This window comes from Cellulomonas sp. P4_H12 (assembly GCF_056400905.1).
This window is the reverse complement of sequence record NZ_JBFUKJ010000008.1, coordinates 1-17,404: the sequence shown is the minus strand read 5'-3', so window position 1 is coordinate 17,404 and position 17,404 is coordinate 1. Positions and strand designations below refer to the sequence as shown.

General features: G+C 74.0%; 18 protein-coding genes. 5 read left to right on the top strand and 13 right to left on the bottom strand.

Features of this window, described 5'->3' with window-relative positions; translation table 11 throughout:
* Positions 1–8: 8 nt before the first annotated feature.
* Genes AC1DQC_RS06040 through sigE form a run of 3 tightly spaced genes read right to left on the bottom strand, consistent with a single transcriptional unit; the run spans position 9 to position 3,144 of the window.
* Positions 9–1,580, bottom strand: coding sequence for a S1C family serine protease (locus tag AC1DQC_RS06040; RefSeq protein WP_477050315.1), 1,572 nt, complete (start codon positions 1,578–1,580; stop codon positions 9–11).
* Complete coding sequence (locus AC1DQC_RS06035; RefSeq protein WP_477050314.1) at positions 1,577–2,569, bottom strand: zf-HC2 domain-containing protein; 993 nt, start codon at positions 2,567–2,569, stop codon at positions 1,577–1,579. The genes AC1DQC_RS06040 and AC1DQC_RS06035 overlap by 4 nt, the downstream gene beginning before the upstream one ends.
* A complete protein-coding gene (gene sigE / locus AC1DQC_RS06030) occupies positions 2,566–3,144 on the bottom strand; it encodes an RNA polymerase sigma factor SigE (RefSeq protein WP_477050313.1) in 579 nt (192 codons plus the stop codon). The genes AC1DQC_RS06035 and sigE overlap by 4 nt, the downstream gene beginning before the upstream one ends.
* Before the next feature lie 200 nt (positions 3,145–3,344).
* On the opposite strand from sigE, the gene AC1DQC_RS06025 reads away from it, so the two are divergent.
* Positions 3,345–3,977, top strand: coding sequence for an O-methyltransferase (locus AC1DQC_RS06025; RefSeq protein ID WP_477050406.1), 633 nt, complete (start codon positions 3,345–3,347; stop codon positions 3,975–3,977).
* Here the strand turns inward: AC1DQC_RS06025 and AC1DQC_RS06020 are convergent.
* The 6 genes from AC1DQC_RS06020 to AC1DQC_RS05995 form a co-directional block, all read right to left on the bottom strand.
* Complete coding sequence (locus AC1DQC_RS06020) at positions 3,967–5,136, bottom strand: epoxide hydrolase family protein (protein ID WP_477050312.1); 1,170 nt, start codon at positions 5,134–5,136, stop codon at positions 3,967–3,969. The genes AC1DQC_RS06025 and AC1DQC_RS06020 overlap by 11 nt on opposite strands.
* 36 nt (positions 5,137–5,172) lie before the next feature.
* Positions 5,173–6,774 carry a leucyl aminopeptidase family protein gene (locus AC1DQC_RS06015; RefSeq protein WP_477050311.1) on the bottom strand — a complete coding sequence of 534 codons (1,602 nt, stop codon included), beginning with the start codon at positions 6,772–6,774 and terminating at the stop codon, positions 5,173–5,175.
* Positions 6,775–6,776: 2 nt separating this feature from the next.
* Complete coding sequence (locus AC1DQC_RS06010; RefSeq protein ID WP_013772033.1) at positions 6,777–6,944, bottom strand: DUF3117 domain-containing protein; 168 nt, start codon at positions 6,942–6,944, stop codon at positions 6,777–6,779.
* A gap of 191 nt (positions 6,945–7,135) precedes the next feature.
* Positions 7,136–8,395: a hypothetical protein gene (locus tag AC1DQC_RS06005; RefSeq protein ID WP_477050310.1), complete on the bottom strand. Its 1,260-nt coding sequence runs from the start codon at positions 8,393–8,395 to the stop codon at positions 7,136–7,138.
* Positions 8,392–9,291: a dihydropteroate synthase gene (gene folP, locus AC1DQC_RS06000; protein ID WP_477050309.1), complete on the bottom strand. Its 900-nt coding sequence runs from the start codon at positions 9,289–9,291 to the stop codon at positions 8,392–8,394. Before folP ends, AC1DQC_RS06005 begins: the two co-directional genes overlap by 4 nt.
* Entirely contained in the window at positions 9,288–10,109 is an 822-nt protein-coding gene (locus AC1DQC_RS05995; protein ID WP_477050308.1) for an LOG family protein, read from the bottom strand. Before AC1DQC_RS05995 ends, folP begins: the two co-directional genes overlap by 4 nt.
* Positions 10,110–10,229: 120 nt before the next feature.
* On the opposite strand from AC1DQC_RS05995, the gene dapD reads away from it, so the two are divergent.
* Entirely contained in the window at positions 10,230–11,177 is a 948-nt protein-coding gene (gene dapD / locus AC1DQC_RS05990) for a 2,3,4,5-tetrahydropyridine-2,6-dicarboxylate N-succinyltransferase (protein ID WP_477050307.1), read from the top strand.
* Entirely contained in the window at positions 11,174–12,067 is an 894-nt protein-coding gene (locus tag AC1DQC_RS05985) for a hypothetical protein (protein ID WP_477050306.1), read from the top strand. The genes dapD and AC1DQC_RS05985 overlap by 4 nt, the downstream gene beginning before the upstream one ends.
* Here AC1DQC_RS05985 and AC1DQC_RS05980 read toward each other — a convergent pair.
* The 3 genes from AC1DQC_RS05980 to fdxA form a co-directional block, all read right to left on the bottom strand.
* Positions 12,064–13,362, bottom strand: a complete 1,299-nt coding sequence (locus AC1DQC_RS05980; protein WP_477050305.1) for a citrate synthase — start codon at positions 13,360–13,362, stop codon at positions 12,064–12,066. The two genes, AC1DQC_RS05985 and AC1DQC_RS05980, sit on opposite strands and share 4 nt — an antisense overlap.
* A 200-nt stretch (positions 13,363–13,562) precedes the next feature.
* A complete protein-coding gene (dapC, locus tag AC1DQC_RS05975) occupies positions 13,563–14,693 on the bottom strand; it encodes a succinyldiaminopimelate transaminase (RefSeq protein WP_477050304.1) in 1,131 nt (376 codons plus the stop codon).
* A gap of 10 nt (positions 14,694–14,703) precedes the next feature.
* Complete coding sequence (gene fdxA, locus AC1DQC_RS05970; protein WP_426594590.1) at positions 14,704–15,030, bottom strand: ferredoxin; 327 nt, start codon at positions 15,028–15,030, stop codon at positions 14,704–14,706.
* 84 nt (positions 15,031–15,114) lie between these two features.
* Here fdxA and AC1DQC_RS05965 point away from each other — a divergent pair, with 84 nt between their 5' ends.
* Complete coding sequence (locus AC1DQC_RS05965) at positions 15,115–15,387, top strand: hypothetical protein (protein WP_477050303.1); 273 nt, start codon at positions 15,115–15,117, stop codon at positions 15,385–15,387.
* Here AC1DQC_RS05965 and AC1DQC_RS05960 read toward each other — a convergent pair whose 3' ends face one another.
* Complete coding sequence (locus AC1DQC_RS05960) at positions 15,388–17,133, bottom strand: VanW family protein (protein WP_477050302.1); 1,746 nt, start codon at positions 17,131–17,133, stop codon at positions 15,388–15,390.
* 34 nt (positions 17,134–17,167) lie between these two features.
* Here AC1DQC_RS05960 and AC1DQC_RS05955 point away from each other — a divergent pair.
* A partial coding sequence (locus AC1DQC_RS05955) for a hypothetical protein (RefSeq protein WP_477050301.1) occupies positions 17,168–17,404 on the top strand: 237 nt, incomplete at its 3' end.

Here is a 17,404-nt window from a genome sequence, read left to right as displayed (position 1 = left end):
TCCCGGGGTCAGTTCGTCGGCGACTCGTCGAGCTTCACGCGGACGTCGCGCTCGTTGGAGCCGCTGCGCACGTGCAGCACGATCGTGTCGCCGGGGGTGCGCGCGCGGATGGCCACGATGAGTTCGTCGGGGTCGGTCACGGGCCGGCCGTCGATCGCCAGGATGATGTCGCCGGGGTGGATGCCGGCCCGTTCGGCGGGGCCGTCGGCGGTGATCGGCTGCTGGCCGGCCTGCGAGTCGTCCGACACCTGCACACCCTCGCCGGAGTACCGGTCGTCGAGGAGCACGCCGATGATCGGGTAGGTGGCGTGGCCGGTCTCGATGAGCTGGTCGGCGGTGCGCCGCACCTGGTTGGACGGGATGGCGAAGCCGAGGCCGATGCTGCCGCCGACGAGGGCGGTGGACCCCGGCGGCTGGGCGATCGCGGAGTTGATGCCGATGACCTCGCCGGCGGCGTTCACCAGGGGGCCGCCGGAGTTGCCGGGGTTGATCGCGGCGTCGGTCTGGATGGCGTTGATGAATGCCTGGCGGTCCGTCTCGGTCGCCTCGCCGGCCGACACCGGCCGGTTGAGCGCGCTGACGATGCCCGTGGTCACGGTGCCGGCGAGCCCGAGGGGCGCACCCACGGCCACGACGGCGTCCCCGACCACGACGGCGTCGGAGTCGCCGAGCAGGAGGGGGGTGAGGCCGTCGACGTCGACCTTGAGGACGGCCAGGTCGTAGTCGGACGTGCTGCCGACGATCGACGCGGCCTGCTCGCTGCCGTCGACGAACGTGACGGTGATCGTCGTCGACGCCGCCTCCTTCGCCTGGGCGATCACGTGGTTGTTGGTGATGAGGTACCCGTCGCCGCGGAGCACGAAGCCCGATCCGGTGGCGCTGCCCTGCGGCCCGTCGACCTGGATGGAGACGACGCTCGGCAGCACCCCCGCGGCGATGCCGGCGACGGAGTCCGGCGCTCGCTCGACGGTCCCGGCACCCTCCGCGGCCACCGGCAGACCGGCGTCGGCGAGGTGGTCGTCCTTGGTCACCCGGGCGCCGACGATGCCGCCGATCGCGCCCGCGACCAGGGCGAGGATGACCAGGGGCACCACCCACGCCATCGAGAGCGTGCGCCGACGCTTGCGGTGCAGCACGACGGTGTGCGGGACGCCCGTCGCGGCGTGGGGCTGCGCGGGCTCGGCCGGCCCGGTGGCATACGGGACGCCCTGCCAGTGCGCGGCACCCGCCGGCTGCTGCGCGCCGGGTCCGGTCGGGTTCGGCGGTGCGTACGGCGACTGCTCGGCGCCCGCGGCGGGCGTCGGGTAGACCGGCGGGGGTGTGTAGGCGGGCACGGATCCGTGCGGGACGGACCAGTGCGCGCCGGGCGCGTGGACGGCGCCGACCCGGGGATCGGCGGGCGCGGGCGGCGTGGGCGCATCCGAAGCGGGTGCGAGAGGTGCGACCGGGGACGGCTCCGGCGACGGGGGAAGCTCCCGCCGGCCCGACGGCGAGACGAACGGGCTGGGCGGCGGCGCGTCCGTCGGGCGGTCCGCGTCGGGTCCCGCAGCCGGCTGCGCGTCGTCGTCGGGGGTCGTCATGGCCGCTCGAGCGCTCCTGTCACGGTGTCCCAGCCCCGCGTGATCCGCGCGGGCACGCCGTCGTCGAAGGCGCCGCCCGGAAAGGCTCCCACAAGTGTCGCGGCGTCGTCGGACGACTGCGAGCCGACCACCTGGACGACGGTCGCGTCGGCCTGCCAGACCACGTGCCACGGTTCGTACGACAGCACGTACACCTCGCGGCCGCCGACCACGCCCGTGGGGGCGCCGGCCAGCGCCGTCGTGTCGAGCCGGCCCTGCTGCTCGGTGACCACCAGCGAGGCGCCGTCGGGTCCGAGCACGTCCACCTCGAGGACGCTCGCGTCGTCCCCGGACCACCGGACGGCGGTGACGGACCAGCCGTCGGGCAGCTCCTGCGGGAACGACCACTCGTGCGCACGGAGCCACGAGGCGGTCTCGGCGTCCGGCTGCTGGTCGGCGACCACGGGCCACGCGGCGGTGCCGATCGAGCCGCTGCGCGTGGCCGGGTCGACGGTCACCGCCTGGCCCAGGAGGCTGAGGTCGGAGCCCGGGTGCACGGTGGGGACGACGTCGGGCCGCTCCCCCAGCACGAAGAGCATCGCGGCGACGGCGCCGAGGCCCGCCATGGAGCCGGCCGCGAGCCGCACGGAGGACCGGCGCTGGGCGACGTCTCCGCGCAGGTTCGCGCCGGACCGCCAGCCGCGGGCTCCGAGGCCACCGCTGGCGACGCCGTAGGACGCGAGCTCGTCGCGCGACTGCCGGACCGGCGGCGCGAAGGGATCGCCGACGAACGGCTCGGTGCTGCCCGCGAGCGAGAGGAGTCGCGCGGTGAGGTCCGGGGCGGGCGCGACCTCGTCGGCCGACGCCAGCGCACGGCGCGCAGCGCGCGACGCGGCCAGCTCGGCGGAGCACTCGGGGCAGACGGCGACGTGGGCGAGGGCCCGCTCGGTGTCCGCCACGGAGAGCTGCCCGTCGACCAGCGCGCTGATCCGCGACCCGAGGTGGCTCATCCGAGCACCGTCAGCGGGGTGTCGGCGTCGGCGGCGAGGAGGGCCCCCGGGGCCCGGTGCTCGAGCGAGACGCGCAGGCGCGCGCGGGCGCGATGGATGCGGGAGCGGACGGTGCCCAGCTTGATGCCGAGCGTGACCGCGATCTCCTCGTAGGACAGCCCCTCGATGTCGCAGAGCACCACGGCGGCGCGGTACTCGGGCGGCAGGTCGTCGAGAGCCTTCTGGATGTCGAGGTCCAGGTTGCCGTGCTCGAACGCGCGCTCCGGCGCGCCCAGCTGGTCACCCGAGGCGTAGCGCTCGGCGTCCTCGCCCATCGCGTCCATGCGGATGCGCTGGCGGCGGCGGGCCTGGTCGAGGAACAGGTTGGTGGTGATGCGGTGCAGCCAGCCCTCGAACGTGCCGGGCGTGTAGGAGTGCAGCGAGCGGAAGACCCGGACGAACGTCTCCTGCGTGAGGTCCTCGGCGTCGTGCTTGTTGCCGGTCAGCCGGTAGGCGAGCCGGTAGACCCGCGCCGAGTGGTCGCGCACGATGTCCTCCCATGACGGTGCCTGCCAGGCGGCGGGCTGGGTGCTCATGGGGTCGGTCTCCTCGGTGCGTGCCATCGTGCTCCAGTGTCCCAGGTGGAACTGTGAGGCTCGAACCGTAGGAACGCCGCCGGGGCCCGAGAAGTTCCGCCCTCAGCGGAGCCGACCGCCTCCCGCGTCCACCGGGGACCCGCGACTACGCTGGCGGGCGACCGTTGCAGCACCCCGTCGTCCCGCCCCAGGAGGCAGCCATCTCCACCGACAAGGCCCAGAGCTGGGTCTACTGCGAGGAGTTCCTGCAGGAGGACGACATCGTGCTGCGGGCCCGGGAGCGCGCCGCCCAGCTCGGGTGCACGCCGGTCCTGCCCGGCTCGGGTGCGGCGCTCAGCGTGCTGGCGGCGGCCGTCGCGGCCCGCGCGGTCGTGGAGATCGGCACCGGCGCCGGCGTCGGCTCCCTCTACCTGCTGCGCGGCATGCCCGCCGACGGCGTGCTCACCACCATCGACCTCGAGGTCGAGCACCAGCGCGCCGCCAAGGAGGCGTTCGTGGAAGAGGGTGTGAAGCCCACCCGCACGCGCACCATCTCCGGCCGCGCCCTGGACGTCGTGCCCCGCCTCACCGACGGCGGCTACGACCTCGTGTTCGTCGACGCCGACAAGGAGAATTACCCGGGCTACGTCGAGCAGGCCGTCCGCCTGCTCCGCCCGGGCGGCGTCCTCGCGGTCGACAACGCCCTCTGGCACGACCGGGTGGCCGACCCGGCGCGTCGCGACGAGACCACGACCACCATCCGCGAGGTCGGCCGGGTCGTCCGCGCCGACGACCGCCTGCTCCCCGCGCTCCTGCCCACCGGCGACGGCCTGCTGGTCGCGGTCAAGCGCTGAGCCGGTACGGCCGGAAGAAGTCGCGCAGCTCCTGGGCGTAGAGCTCCGGCTCCTCGAACGGCGCGAAGTGCCCGCCGCGCGGCGGTTCGGTCACACGCACGGTGTTCGCGACGCGCTCCAGCCACGCGCGCGGGGGGCGCACCACGTCGCCGGCGAAGATCGAGAAGCCGGACGGCACCTCGACCCGGCGCGTGAGCTGCTCGCGCGGGATCGCGGCGTTGGCGCGGTACATCCGCATCGACGAGCCGATGCTCCCCGTGAGCCAGTAGATCGTCAGGTTCGTGCAGATCTCGTCCCGGGTGAAGCTGCGTCCGAGGTCGCCCTCGCACCCGCTCCAGTCCCGGAGCTTCTCGACGATCCACGACGCCAGCCCGGCCGGCGAGTCGGTCAGCCCGACGGCGGCGGTCTGCGGCTTGGTGCGGTGGATCGCGGCGTAGGCGCCCTCAGTCGCGCCCCACGCGACGGCGTCGTCGAGGAACCGCTGCTCCTCGTCCGAGAGCTCGGACCGGTCGCCGTCGAAGACGGGCACTCCCGCGTCGGTGCGGTGCACGGCGACGACACGGTCGGGGTGGTCGAGGGCGAGGTAGCGGCTCACGTGGCTGCCGATGTCCCCGCCCGCCGCACCGAACCGCGGGTAGCCGAGGGTGCTCATGAGCTCCGCCCACAGCCCCGCGACGGCGATGGAGTCGAGCGACGCACCGGTCGGGCGGTCCGAGTACCCGTAGCCGGGCACGTCGGGGACCACCACGTCGAACGCGTCGGCGGGGTCGGCGCCGTGCGCGCCGGGATCGGTGAGGAGCGGGACCACCTTGGTGTACCGCCAGAACGAGTCCGGCCAGCCGTGGGTCAGGACCAGCGGGAGGACCGGGCCGGTCGGCGCTACGGCCCGCGCGTGCACGTAGTGGATCCCCAGACCGCCGAGCGTGACGCGGAAGTGCGCCAGCCGGTTGAGCGCGGCCTCCTGCGCCGGCCAGTCGAACTCGTCGGCCCAGGAGGAGACCAGGTCGCGGAGGTGGTCGACGTCCGTCCCGAGCGTCCACCCGGCGCCCTCCGGGGCGTCCGGCCAGCGCGTCGCCCGCAGCCGCGCCCGGAGGTCCTCGAGCGCGCCAGGGGCGGTGCGCAGGGTGAACGGCTCGGGGCGGGGCGGCACGTCCGGCATGCGACTCACCCTAGGCGCGCGCGCCGTTCGAGGGCCTCAGCGCAGGTCGTCGAGGTAGCGCAGCAGCAGGCGGGCGCCGAAGCCGGTCGCGCCCTCGGTGACCTCGTGCTTGTCCGCGGTCGCGCGCGCGGGACCGGCGATGTCGAGGTGGGCCCAACGACGCTTCCCGACGAAGTGCCGCAGGAACAGCGCCGCGGTGATGGACCCGCCGCCGATGTGCTTGTCGAGAGGCACGTGCCGCAGGTCGGCGACGTCGGAGCGCACGGCCTCCTCGTACTCCTCGACCAGGGGCATGTGCCACGCGAGCTCGCCGGACGCGTCGGCCGCCGCGACCAGGGCGGTCACCAGGTCGTCGTCGGCGGAGTAGAGCGCCGCGTGCTGCTTGCCGAGCCCGAGCGTCGCGGCGCCGGTGAGCGTGGCGACGTCGATGAGCACGTCGGGGTCGAGGGTGGCGTCCGCCCAGGCCAGCGCGTCGGCCAGGACGAGGCGGCCCTCCGCGTCGGTGTTGGCGATCTCGACGGTGGTGCCACCCCACAGCGTGAGGACGTCGCCCGGCCGGTACGAGGCGCCGCCGAAGTGGTTCTCGGCGAGCGGCAGCACCGCGGTGACGCGGTGGGCGACGCCGGCGGCGGCGGCGCCGAGCACGGTCGCCAGGGCGACGGCCGCGCCGGTCATGTCCGTCTTCATCGGGACCATGGCCTCGCGCGGCTTGATCGACAGCCCACCGGTGTCGAACGTGATGCCCTTGCCGACGACGACGACGTGCTGACCGCCCGCAGTCGTCGGCGTGTACGAGACGGTGACGAGCCGGGGTGTCGACGCCGAGCCGGCGCCGACGGCGAGGATGCCGCCGAACCCCTCCGCGGCGAGCTCCCGGGTGCCGCGGACGGTCACCTCGAGCCCGGCCTTCGTTCCCAGCCGCTTCGCCTGGTCGGCGAGCCATGCCGGCGTCTTGGTGCTGGACGGCGTCGTGGCGAGGTCGCGCACGAGCCACGTCGCGGTGGCGGCGGTGCGACCCTCCGCGACGGCGGCGGTCGCGCGCGTGCCGTCACGCCCGAGCAGCACCAGCTCGGCGGCGTCCGTCGAGCCGGTCGGAGGCGTCGCGACGCTGGGCGGGACGTAGGCCGCCAGCAGGTAGCCCTCCGCGACCGAGCGGGCGGCGCTCGCGGCGGCCGAGTCGTCCTGGTGCGCCTCGGCGCCGAGCGTGGTGACCACGCGGCGCAGCCCGCGGGACGAGCGCGCGAGAGCGGCACCCGCGCGACGCAGGTCCGCCGGGCGCCCCGCGCCGACGCCGACGAGCACGAGCCGCGGCGGYAGGTCGGCCCACGGCAGGGTGACGGACGAGCCGACCGGCCGGGGCAGCTGGAGGACGTAGACCTCCCCCGCCGCGCCGGTCAGCCGGGCGCGCTCGCCGATCTCGGCCAGGTCGACGCCGTAGCGCGCCGCGGCCTCCGCCGTGCCCTCGAGCGGGCGCAGCGCGTCGTCCCCCGCTCGCGCGGGGGCCACGGGGACCGCGACGGCGTCCGTCGACCCGTCGGTGAGCAGCGTCGTGGTGGCGATGCTGCCGCCGGAGACGGTCACCGCGGGCGGTGTGCGCCCGACCTGTGACCGTCCCGATGCCGTACCTGCCCGTGCCATCGTCAGCTGACGACGGACGTCAGGGCCTCACCCAGCTCCGCGGCCTCGGTCGCGTTGAGCTCGACCACCAGCCGTCCACCGCCCTCGAGCGGCACGCGCATCACGATGCCGCGCCCCTCCTTCGTGACCTCGAGCGGGCCGTCACCGGTCCTCGGCTTCATCGCGGCCATGCGGGGCCTCTCCTTCGCTCGTGCGTCCGGTGCGCGGCTCGTGAGGGCGTTTTTGCGCGCTCCACGTGGGCCTCGTCTACCGGTTGTCCGGGGACCATCCTAGTTCACCCCAGCGCCCTCACCTGTCCGGATGCCGGTCAGGCCACCGATCGGACGTACGTCCAGTCCGACCGGCGCCGCGCGGGAGCCGATCACGGCGGCCAGTCGGCCACCGGGTTCGCGTGCCACATCTGCCGGACCCAGAGCACCTGGAGGCCGAGCATGAGCACGATGACCGCGCCGAGCCACCACCGGCGCGCGGCGGGCGGCCGCGCCACGACGCCCGCGGTGACCGCGCCGAGGGGGAACGCGAGGAGCAGGAACCGCGCGAGGCTGCTGCCCGGCTCGACCACCGCGGCGATGTAGACGACGTACGCGGCGGCCCAGGTGTGCAGCTCGTTGCCCAGGCGCCACGCGGCCGGCACCACGAGGACCGCGATCACCAGCGCGAAGCCCAGCACGACGACGAGCCACGCCCACGGCCCGAACCAGAACTGCGGCACGTAGGTCCAGCCGCCGAACGGCGCGACCTCCCGGACGCCGCGCCACGCCTCCTGGGTCTGCAGGTAGCCGTCGGGCACGCCGGTGACCCAGCCGCAGATCGCCGGCCACAGCAGCCCCGACGCGGCGGCCAGGAGCGCGAGCGCGGCCAGGCCGACGCCCGTGAGCCAGGTGAAGGTGTCCGTCCCGCGGCGCGATCCCCACCAGCGCACGGCGGCGTGCACGACGACGACGGCGGCCATCGGCAGGGCGACGGCGCGCGTGAACCCCAGGGCGACGACGACGAGCGCCATCCACCAGTAGTCGCGCCGCAGGAGCAGCAGCAGCGCGCCCGCGATGAGCAGCAGCGCCAGCGCCTCGGTGTACGCGGTCTGCAGCACCGCGGCGGTCGGGAAGACGCTCACCAGCGCGACGGTGGCCAGCGGCAGGCCCGGGCGCGCGGCGACCGCGCGCGGCGCGCCGCGGACCACGGTCCGGTGGATGACCAGCACGGCCCCGGCGCCGAGCACCGTGGCGAGCAGCGGGGCGACGACCTCCCACGGTCCCCCCGTGAGCTGCATCAGGCCGCGCGCGAGCATCGGGAAGAGCGGGAAGAACGCCCACGCGTTCTGCTGCACCAGGCCCTGGGCGTCGCGCGGCAGCTCGGCCGGGTACCCGTTCTCCGCGACGGTCCGGTACCAGGAGCCGTCGAACATGAACCCGACGTAGGGGAAGTAGTGCGGGTGCGGACCGGTCCACGCGTTCTGGCCCTGCACGCTCGCCACCCACAGGAACACGACCGTGGTGAACAGCCGCGCGGCGGCGTAGACGGCGAGGACCTGGACCCACCAGGGCCGGCTCGCTGCCCAGGCCCAGGCGCCGGCCGCGACGGGTTCCGCCGTCGGCCCGTCGACCTGCTGCACCTCGCTCACGCCAGCCCCCTGACCGCCCGGGCCGGGGGTCGGTCCCCGCGGATGCTGGCGACCATATCGAGGGTGCGTCGCGTGGCGCGCACGTCGTGCGCCCGGAAGACCCGGGCGCCGAGCCACGCGGCGACGGCCGTCGCCGCCAGCGTGCCCTCCAGCCGCTCCTCGGCGGGCAGGTCGAGGGTCTCGCCGACGAAGTCCTTGCGCGAGAACGCCATGAGCACGGGGAAGCCGAGCGCGACCAGCGCTTCCGTCCGCCGGACCAGGTGCAGCGAGTGCCAGGTGTTCTTGCCGAAGTCGTGCGTGGGGTCGACGAGCACGCTCGCGGGGTCGATGCCGAGGGAGACGGCCCGCTGGGCTGCCGCCGAGACCGTGCGGAGGACGTCGTCGAGCACGCCGTCGATCGGCTCGGGACCCGGGTACTCCACGCGGAAGGGGTCGGTGCGCGGGCGCACGCCGCCGGTGTGCGAGCAGACGATGCCGAGCCCGCGCTCGGCGGCGACCTCCATGAGCGTGGGGTCGTGGCCGGCCCACGTGTCGTTGACCAGGTCCGCGCCCTCGTCGGCAGCCGCTCGGGCCACCTCCGCGCGCCACGTGTCGACGCTGATCGGCAGGTCCGGGAACCGCGCACGCACGCGCCGGACCAGCGGGATCACGCGGGCGATCTCCTCGTCGGCCTCGACGCGAGGGCCGCGGCCCGCGCGGACCCCGCCCAGGTCGACCAGGTCCGCACCCTCCTCGACCGCGCGCGCCACCGCATCGTCCGCCGCGGCGTCGTCGAACCGCGCCGGAGCGTAGAAGGAGTCCGGCGTCCGGTTGATCACCGCCATGACCACGGGCCTGTCGGCACCGATCCAGCGGCCGCGGAGCCGCAGCCGGGCGCCCGGCGCGGGTGTGGTCACCGGGAGGATTCCTCGGCGGCCTGCTGCGCCCGAGCCGTCTCGGCCGCGGCCGCCTCCTCCTCGGCCCGCAGCTGCGCGCCCCGCTCGAGGACGATGTCGACGGCCTCCTGCGCGGTGTCGACGACCTTGAGCAGCTCCAGGTCGGCGGCGGAGATCATGCCGCGGTCCAGCACGGACGAGCTCACCCAGTCGACGAGCCCCTGCCAGTAGGCGCGTCCCACGAGCACGATCGGGAAGCTGATCACCTTGTGCGTCTGCACCAGGGTGAGCGCCTCGAAGAGCTCGTCGAACGTGCCGAACCCGCCGGGCATCACGACGAAGCCCTCGGAGTACTTCACGAACATCGTCTTGCGCGCGAAGAAGTACCGGAAGTTCACGCCCAGCTCGACGTAGTCGTTCATGCCCTGCTCGAACGGCAGCTCGATGCCCAGCCCGACCGACAGGCCGCCCGCCTCGAGCGCGCCCCGGTTGGCGGCCTCCATGATCCCGGGACCGCCGCCCGTGATGACCGCGTACCCCGCCCCGACGAGCAGCCGCGCGACCTCCATGCCGGTGGCGTAGTCGGGGTGGTCGACGGGCACCCGCGCGGAACCGAAGACGCTGACCGCGGGGCCGACCTCCGCGAGCGCACCGAAGCCCTCGACGAACTCGCTCTGGATCCGCATCACGCGCCACGGGTCGCCGTGCACCCAGTCGGCGCCGCCCGCGCCGCTGAGCAGCCGCTGGTCGGAGGTGGTCTTGGGGATCTGCTCGCCGCGCAGCAGGACCGGCCCCTTGCGGTAGCCGTGCCCCGGTGCGGACAGACCGTCGTCGCTCATGGGCCGACTCTAGGTCGCGCGGGCCTCCACGACCCGCGGGTCCCCCGTTCGTCGCGTTGCGTTCACCTCCGGCTCCACCGTGACCATGCCGGGGTCCGCCTTTGACCTAGGGTTGTCGCCATGACTGCACGGACGGCCTGGGGATTCGGCCTGGCCACGGTGACCGACGACGGCACCACCCTCGACGTCTGGTACCCGTCACCCGCGCTGGGTTCGCCCGCGGACGACGCCGCCGCGCCGGACGTGCTCGAGGCGGCCGCGCGCGTCGACGAGGCACGGGGCGTCCGCGTCGAGGTGGTGCTCACCGTCACCGACCTCGACGCCCCGCTGACCGACACCGCCGACGCCTACCTGCGGCTCCACCTGCTCTCCCACCGCCTGGTCCAGCCGCACGGGCAGAACCTCGAGGGCCTGTTCAACGTCCTGCCCAACGTGGTGTGGACCGACCGCGGGCCCTGCGCCGTCGACGGCTTCGACGAGACGCGCGGCCGCATCCGCGCGGCGACGGGCGTCGCCCCCACGGTGCTCGGCGTCGACAAGTTCCCGCGCATGGTCGACTACGTGCTGCCGTCCGGGGTCCGGATCGCCGACGCCGACCGCGTCCGGCTCGGCGCGCACCTCGCTGCCGGCACCACCGTCATGCACGAGGGGTTCGTCAACTTCAACGCGGGCACGCTGGGCACGTCGATGATCGAGGGCCGGGTCTCCGCGGGCGTCGTGGTCGGTGACGGGTCGGACATCGGTGGCGGTGCCTCGATCATGGGCACGCTGTCCGGCGGCGGGCGCGAGGTGGTCTCCATCGGTCGGCGGACGCTGCTCGGGGCCAACGCGGGCGTGGGCATCCCCCTCGGCGACGACTGCGTGGTCGAGGCAGGCCTCTACGTGACGGCCGGCACCAAGGTGGCGCTGATCGGGTTCGAGGACTCCCCGCGCGTGGTCAAGGCGCGCGAGCTGGCCGGCCGCGACGGTGTGCTGTTCCGCCGCAACTCCCTGACCGGCGGCGTCGAGGCCGTCGCGCGCGCGGGCTCGGGCGTCCAGCTCAACGCCACGCTGCACGCCAACGAGTGAGCGCTCGCCGGCGTCGGAGGGCGCGGCGCGCGGGCTGCGCGGTCGTGCTGGTGCTGGCGGTGCTCGTGGCCGGGGTGGCGGCCGTCGTCGTCGCCCTCTCGCGGTCCCACCCCGCGCCGCCCGCCGCGGAGCTGTGCTTCGCCGAGGTCGACGGCACCCGGTGGTCGCTCAACCCTGACCAGGCCCAGAACGCCGCCCTCATCGCCGCCGTCGGCATCCAGCGCGGGCTGCCGGCCCGGGCGGTGACCATCGCGCTGGCCACCGCCCTGCAGGAGTCGAAGCTGGTGAACATCGCGCACGGCGACCGGGACTCTTTGGGCCTGTTCCAGCAGCGGCCGTCGCAGGGCTGGGGCACCGAGGAGCAGGTGCAGGACCCCGTGTACGCGACCGGACGCTTCTACGACGGCCTGGTCAAGATCGACGGCTACGAGAACCTGCCGATCACCGAGGCCGCGCAGGCCGTGCAGCGCTCCGGCTTTCCCGAGGCGTACGCCCAGCACGAGACCCGGGCCCGCGCCTGGGCGTCGGCGCTCACCGGCTGGTCACCCGCCATCCTCACGTGCCGCCTGCACGCCCCTGACCCGGCGGCGGCCTCCGCCGACGCGGTCGTCGCCCGGGTGCAGCGGGACCTCGGCACCGTCCCCGTGACGGCCACGCCGCTGCCCGAGGGCGGCACCGCGCTGGTGCTCGACACCTCCGCCGTCGGCGCCGCCGCAGACCGCGCGCGCCTCGACTGGGCGGTGGCGCAGTGGGCCGTGTCGGTGGCGCAACCCCTCCAGCTCACCGCGGTCGACGTCGCCGACCAGACCTGGGACCGCGAGCAGAACACCTGGGCGCCCAGCGCCGGCCCGCTCCCCGCGGGGAGCGTCCGGCTGCAGCTGGCGGGCTAGCGGGCGTCGACCTCGACGTAGTCCCGCGCCGTGGCACCGGTGTAGATCTGCCGCGGACGGCCGATCTTCGTCTGCGGGTCGGTCATCATCTCGCGCCACTGCGCGATCCAGCCCGGCATGCGACCGAGCGCGAACAGCGGCGTGAACATCTCGTCGGAGAAGCCCATCGCGCGGTAGATCAGGCCGGTGTAGAAGTCGACGTTCGGGTACAGCTTGCGCGAGATGAAGTAGTCGTCGGAGAGGGCGATCTCCTCGAGGCCCATCGCGAGGTCGAGCAGCTGGTCGTTGCCGCCCAGTGCCTCGAGGACCGAGTCCGCGCTCTTCTTCACGATCGCCGCGCGCGGGTCGTAGTTCTTGTAGACGCGGTGCCCGAAGCCCATGAGCCGGACGCCGGGCTCCTTGTTCTTCACGCGCTTCATGAACTCGGTGGCGTCGCCGCCGTTGGCCTGGATCTCCGTCAGCATCTTCAGCACGGCCTCGTTGGCGCCACCGTGCAGCGGGCCGGACAGCGCGTTGATGCCGGCGGCCACGGACGCGTAGAGGTTCGCGTGGCTGGAGCCGACGATGCGCACCGTCGAGGTGGAGCAGTTCTGCTCGTGGTCGGCGTGCAGGATGAGCAGCTGGTCGAGCGCGGCGACCACCTTCGGGTCGGCCTCGTACTGCTGGTACGGCACGGCGAACGTCATCCGCAGGAAGTCCTCGACGTACCCGCGCGAGTAGTCGGGGTACAGCAGCGGCTCGCCCTTGGACGCCCGGTGCACGTACGACGTGATGGTGCGCGTCTTGGCCAGGATCAGCACCGTGGCCAGCTCGACGGTCTCCGGGTCGAACGGGTCCAGCGACTCCGGGTAGAACGTCGACAGCGCGTTGATCGCGGACGACATCACGGCCATCGGGTGCGCGTTGCGCGGGAACGTCCCCATGAACGTGCGGAAGTCCTCGTGCACCAGCGTGTGGCGGTTGACCCGCTCCTCGAACGCCTCGAGCTCGGCCGTCGTCGGCAGCGCCCCGTGGATGAGCAGGTACGCGACCTCGAGGAACGTGGAGTGCTCGGCAAGCTGCTCGATGGGGTAGCCGCGGTAGCGCAGGATGCCCTCGTCGCCGTCGATGTAGGTGATCTTCGACTCGCACGACGCGGTGTTCATGAACCCCGGGTCCACCGTCACCTTGCCCGTGTCACGCAGGAGCGAGGAGACGACGATCCCGTCGTTGCCCTCGGTCGCGGTCACGATCGGCAGGTCCTTCGACTGGCCGTCGACGATCAGCTGGACCGGTGAGGTGACGACGTCCGACATGGTGTTCCTCTCCTGCGACTCCCGGCCACGGCGGGGTTGTCCCGCGCGTCCGGTGCGTCGGCGTCTGTGCGTGCTAGGCCGCCGGGACCTGCGCGTGCGAGCCCCCGTTGGCGTGGATCGACGGTACCTGCGCGGAACGTTCCGTGACCAATCCTCGACGAGACGTTGGTACCGGTGTGACCACGATCACAGGCGAGGCGTCATGCCCCGGAAAGTCTCGCGGCAGCCTCGGCGATCCGCTCGTCGGAGGCGGTCAACGCCACCCGCACGTGCTCGGCGTCGCCGTAGAACGCGCCGGGGGCGACGAGGATGCCGAGCCCGGCCAGGTCCGCGACGGTCGCCCAGCTGTCCTGCCCGCCGGACTCCGGGCGTACCCAGAGGTACAGCCCGGCGTGCGAGCGGTCGACGGCGTAGCCCGCGCTCTCGAACGCCGCGCGCAGCACCCGGCGCCGGCGACCGTAGACGGCCCGCTGCGCGGCGACGTGCTCGTCGTCGGCGAGAGCGGCGGCGGTCGCGGCCTGCACCGGGCCGGGCACGATCATCCCGGCGTGCTTGCGGATCTCGAGCAGGCGGGCCACCAGCGCGGGGTCGCCGGCGACGAAGGCCGCGCGGTAGCCCGCGAGGTTCGACTGCTTGGACAGCGAGTAGACCGCGAGCAGGCCGGTGAGGTCGCCGCCCGTGACCCGCGGGTCGAGGATGCTCGGCACCCCGCTCGACGCCCACGGCTCGTCCCACGCCAGCTCGGCGTAGCACTCGTCGGAGGCCACGACCACGGGCTGGGCCGACGACCGCGCCGCGTCGACGACCGCGCGCAGCTGGTCGACACCGAGCACCGAGCCGTCCGGGTTGCCGGGCGAGTTGAGCCAGACGAGTCGCACGTCCGGGCTGCCGGCGAGCCGGCCGGCGGGGTCGTCGGTCGGTTCGGGCGTCGCGCCGGCGAGCCGCGCGCCGACGTCGTACGTCGGGTAGGCCGCGGACGGGTGCAGCACGACGTCGCCCGCACCGAGGCCCAGCAGCGACGGCAGGAAGGCGACCAGCTCTTTCGAGCCGACCGTCGGCAGCACCGCCGCCGGGTCGAGGCCGCGGACCCCGCGCCGACGGGCGAACCAGTCGACGACGGCCCGCCGCAGGGCGGGCGTGCCGTGCGTCGTCGGGTAGCCGGGTGCGTCCGCCGCGTCGGTCAGGGCCTCGCGGACCACCTCGGGCGTCGGGTCCACCGGGGTGCCGACGGAGAGGTCGACGATGCCGCCCGGGTACGCCCGAGCCCGCTCGGCGAACGGGGTCAGGGTGTCCCAGGGAAAGTCCGGCAGGTCCGAGGTCAGCAGGCCCATCGGGCGGGCGTCACTCGCCGTGCACGCGCAGCGGCAGGGTGGCGATGATCGGGTGGTCCTTGTCGATCTCACCCATCTTCGCCGCACCGCCCGGCGAGCCGAGGTCGTCGAAGAACTCGACGTTCGCCTTGTAGTACTCGGTCCACTGCTCGGGGACGTCGTCCTCGTAGTAGATGGCCTCGACCGGGCAGACCGGCTCGCACGCACCGCAGTCGACGCACTCGTCCGGGTGGATGTACAGCGATCGCTTGCCCTCGTAGATGCAGTCCACGGGACATTCCTCGATGCACGCCTTGTCCTTGACGTCCACGCAAGGCTCGGCGATCACATACGTCACGGTCAGTCCTCCACAGGCCAGGGGTCCTCCTAGTATCGCCTACATGCACAGGCCCGCGACGCGCTGTCCACGAGCGGGACACCGATGACCGCCGACGGGTGGCGGACCTGGTCGCCGGGCGACCGCGTCGTGGTCCGACGCCTCCGCGACGACCTGCCCGAGCCGCACCCCGAGCACCCTGACCTGCACGTCCCCCGGCACACCGACGTGCTCGGCGAGGTGCTCGCGGTCGACGACGACGGCGTCCTGGTGCGCACCCGACGCGGGGACGTGCGCGTGCCGGCGTCCGACATCGTGCTCAGCAAGCTGGTGCCCGCCGCGCCCGCCGACCGGCGTCACCGGCCGTCGGGCGCGTAGCTACGGCGTCGCGGCGGGCGTGGGCGCCGGCCCGCAGATGATCTTGTTCTGCGGCTTGTAGCGCCACGAGTTGGACTCGGTCTTCTTCAGCTCGCCGTTCAGCGACGTCTTGCGCGTCACGGTCACCGAGAAGCCGGGGTTGCCGGCAGCCGACGCCTCGCACGTGGGCGACTGGGAGTACACGGTCGTGGGGTTGACGACGCCCGAGCGCGGGCTGGTGATCGACTCGACCGTCCAGTACTTGGTGCCCCACACCCGGACGTACACCCGGCCGCCGGAGACCCACGCCTGCACCAGCGCGCCGTACGGCGTGTTGTTCTTCCAGCGCATGTCGAGCGTGCCGGTGAAGATCGTCGCCTCGCGACCCTCGGGGTACCGCGCGAACCACTCGCTGTGCGGGCGGTGCTCGATGTCCTCGAAACCAGCCAGGAACGCGGCGTTGTACGTGGTCGTCGAGATCTGGCTCAGGCCGCCGCCCCACGCGTCGGTGTGCTCGCCGCTGACGATCGCGCCGGCCTCGACGAAGCCGTGCGCGGCGTCGATCGGGCCGAGGGCGTTCGTCAGGCTGAACGTCTCACCGGGACGGATCAGCGTGCCGCTGATCTTGCTCGCCCCGTTCGTGATGTTCACCGTGCGGCGCGGCTCGCTGGTCAGCGGGGTGGAGAACTCGGAGACGATCTCCTTGACCCCCAGCGCCTCGAGCTCCGCGGTCGACTGCGACGGGTCGGCCTGGACCAGCTCGACCTGCGCCGTCCGGTCGCCCGAGGTGGCCGCGGCGGCGACCGAGGTGGCCAGCGCGGCGGGGTCGAGCGACGTGCCCGGCGTCCCCGGCACGATGACCGGGGCGTCGTTGACGAACTCGAAGTGCGCGTCCGCGGACGCCGTGAGCAGACCCGGCAGCTGCGCGAGGACGGCGTCCGACAGGCCCTGCCCGTTCATCTGGAGCACCAGGTTGCCGTCGGTCGGCACGTAGGAGGCGTTCGCCGCCAGCGTCGCCGTGTCGAGCAGCGCGAGCTGGTCCGCCACCTCGACCGAGACCGGCGCCGACGTCACCTTCTGCGCCTCGACCAGGGCCGCGTCCGTCTCGGCCTGCGTGATGTCCGGCTCGACCGCCACGGTGGGCAGCTCGATCGGGCGGGCGGCGACGAGCCAGTCGTCGCTGAGCACGTCCGCGGCGCCGGCCTGGTCCAGGTTCCAGCCGTCCACCGCGTCGGTGGACTGCGCCGAGGCGTCGACGAACACGATCGTGCCGTCCACGGGCGCGAGGGCGAGCGAGGTGCTGAGGTCACTGAGCGCGGCGGCCAGGGCGTCCTCGTCGACGGACGTCACCGGCTCGTGCTCGCCGACGCCCACGAGGTGCTGCCAGAGCCGCACGGGCTCACCCAGGTCGACGCCCGTCAGCTGGTCGACCGTCGCCTGCGCGTCGAACGTCAGCCCGGCCGCAGCCGGGTCGATCGTCGCCTGCACGTCGTTGGCGACGACCTCGATCGGCTGCGTCGTCGCGTCCGCCAGCTCCTCGTCCAACCGCGCGACCGCCTCGTCCGACGGCAGGCCACCGATGTCGACGCCCGCCACGGTCGCGCCGCGCGGCACGCGGTCGGCCAGCGCGTACGACGCCCCGACGTACGCCGCGGCGAGCACGACAACGACGCCCAGCGCGATGAGCAGGCGCTTCGGCCAGCGGCGCTTTCCGTCCTCCTCCTCGAAGACGTCCAGCGGCGAGTCCTTGCGCGCCGACGGCGGCACCGGTCCCGAGGGGATGGGCGCCTGCCGCGGTGCCGTGGGCGCCGAGCCCACCGGCCCGGCGGAGATCCGCGCGGGAACGGTCGGCGCTGCGGCCGTAGGTGCGGGCGCACTCGGCGCTGCGGCAGTGGAGGCGGCCGCAGCCACCGCGGGCGCGGTCACCGCGGGCGCAGCCTTCGTGGGCGCAGCCTTCGTGGGCGCGGCGGAGGCGGGCGCGGCCGAGGCCGCGCGAGGCGGTGCCGACGGTGCCGCAGGACCCGCTGCAGCCCCTGCG